At 71.8% G+C, this 2347-nt stretch carries 2 protein-coding genes; both read left to right on the forward strand.

Annotated features, from left to right (window positions below; genetic code table 11):
• Window positions 1-838 (forward strand): LacI family DNA-binding transcriptional regulator (locus tag ACRDP3_RS02750; RefSeq protein ID WP_431515183.1); only part of this gene is annotated, 838 nt, incomplete at its 5' end.
• An 84-nt stretch (window positions 839-922) separates the two neighbouring features.
• The gene (gene uxaC, locus ACRDP3_RS02755) at window positions 923-2338 is read left to right on the forward strand and encodes a glucuronate isomerase (RefSeq protein ID WP_431515184.1); all 1416 of its coding nucleotides are present in this window, start codon (window positions 923-925) and stop codon (window positions 2336-2338) included.
• Window positions 2339-2347 lie beyond the last annotated feature (9 nt).

The raw sequence follows: 2347 nt of genomic DNA on the forward strand, positions 1-2347 counted from the left end.
GACACGGACACCGCAGCCTGGAGGTGTGGGCACGGTCGCACTGCTCGTGCCCGACATCACCAACCCGGTCTTCTTCGGCATCATCCGGGGAGCGGAACGCCAGGCGAGCGCAGCCGGCTACACGCTCGTCCTGGCCGACACCGAGGAGTCCGTGGAGCTGGAGAAGCGGCATCTCGAGCGGCTCGCCCAAGCCGTGGACGGCTTCGTGCTCGCTTCGTCGCGGCTGCCGGACGCCGATGTCCGCAAGCTGTCCGTGGAGCGGGTGTGCGCGCTGTTCAACCGGGAGGTGGACGGTGTCCCCAGCGTGGTCGTCGACAACGACGACGGCACTCGGCAGATCGTCGAACACCTCGCCTCCCTGGACCACCGGTCGATCGCCTACCTCGCCGGCCCACGGGCATCCTGGGCGGACGCCCGGCGCTGGCGCACGCTGGCGGCCGCCGCCCGGCGGCTGGGGCTCGTCGCCACCCGGCTCGGGCCGTTCCCGCCCTCGGTCAACGGCGGCGCGGCCGCGGCGGACGCCGCGATCGGGCACGGTGCTACCGCTGTCGTGGCCTTCAACGACCTGCTGGCGATCGGAGCTCTGCGCCGCTGTGCCGAGCGCGGTGTGGACATCCCGGGTGACATCAGCGTCGTCGGCTACGACGACATCTTCGGCGCCGACTTCTGCTCACCGCCGCTGACGACCCTGGCGGCCCCCATAGAAGACGCGGGACGCGCCGCTGTCAGCCTGCTGCTCGAGAGGCTCGACCGCCGCAGCAGCGAGGCCCCCCGCCGGCACGTCCTCCTCCCTTCCCATCTTCAGATCCGCGGGTCCTCCGGACCTGCCCGGCAGTGACCCGCCGCCGGCCCCGAAGAGGGGTCTCATCACGCATCCGCACCGGCTGAGCCGGTGCCCCCCACCAGCTATCGGAGCGAACAGATGAGCAAGATCGAACTGCACCCGGACCGGCTCCTGCCCGCAGACCCCGCGGTCCGGAGCCTCGCTTCGCGGTTTTACGAGGAGATCAGGCACCTGCCGATCGTGTCCGCGCACGGGCACATCGACCCCGTACTCCTCGCCGACGACGTGCCGTTCACCGACCCCGCGTCGCTGCTCGTGACGCCGGATCACTACGTGACCCGGCTGCTGCACGCCCACGGCGTGGACCTGGCCCGCCTGGGCCTGGCCCACGGCGACGGCGGGGAGCAGCCGTCGCCCCGCGAGGTGTGGCGGCTGCTCTGCGAGCACTGGTGGGCCTTCCGCGGCACCCCCTCGCGGTACTGGCTCGAGGCCGAACTGGCCGAGGTCTTCGGGGTGTTCACCCGCCCCACGCCCGAGGCGGCCGACGCACTCTACGACCAGCTGACGGACAAGCTCGCCACCCCGGAGTTCCGGCCGCGCGCGCTGTTCCGGCGCTTCGGCGTCGAGGTCCTCGCCACCACCGACGACCCGTGCAGCGACCTCGACGCCCACCGCAGGCTCGCGGCCGACCCGGGATGGAACGGACGCGTGATCCCGACCTTCCGCCCGGACCGCTACCTGGACCCGGCCGCCGCCGACTGGACGCAGCGGGTCGCCGACCTCGGACGGGCCGCGGACAAGGACACCGGACACTACGAGGGATACCTCGCCGCGCTGGAGGCCCGCCGCGCCTACTTCATCGCACACGGCGCCACCGCGACCGACCACGGCCCCGCCGACGCGGGCAGCGAACCCCTCACGGACCCCCAGGCCCGCCGCATCTACACGGCGGCCCTGAACGGCACCGCGACCGTCGCGGAACAGACGGCGTTCCGGCGGCACATGCTCAGTGAGATGGCACGGATGTCCTGCGACGACGGACTCGTCATGCAACTGCACCCGGCCGTCCTCCGTAACCACCACCGCGCGACCTCGGAGGTGTTCGGCCCCGACACCGGCCACGACATCCCGCTGGCGGTGGAGTTCACCCAGGCACTGCGCCCCCTGCTGGAGCGCTACGGCACCCATCCCCGTTTCCGCATGGTCCTGTTCACGGTCGACGAGACCACCTGGTCGCGTGAACTGGCGCCCCTGGCCGGGTTCTACCCCTCCGTCTTCCTCGGCGCCCCGTGGTGGTTCCTCGACACCCCGGGCGCGATGCGGCGCTTCCGCGAGGCGGTGACCGACACGGCCGGCATCCACAAGACGGCCGGATTCGTGGACGACACCCGGGCGTTCTGCTCCATCCCGGCCCGGCACGACATGGCTCGCCGCGTCGACTGCGGTTTTCTGGCCAATCTGGTGGCCACGCACGTCCTGCCGGAGGACGAAGCGCTTCAGAGCGCGCACGACTTGACGTACCGGCTGCCCAAGGACGTGTTCCGCCTCTCCTGAGCGCCGCAC

It is taken from the genome of Streptomyces sp. (assembly GCF_050698815.1).
GTDB lineage: Bacteria > Actinomycetota > Actinomycetes > Streptomycetales > Streptomycetaceae > Streptomyces.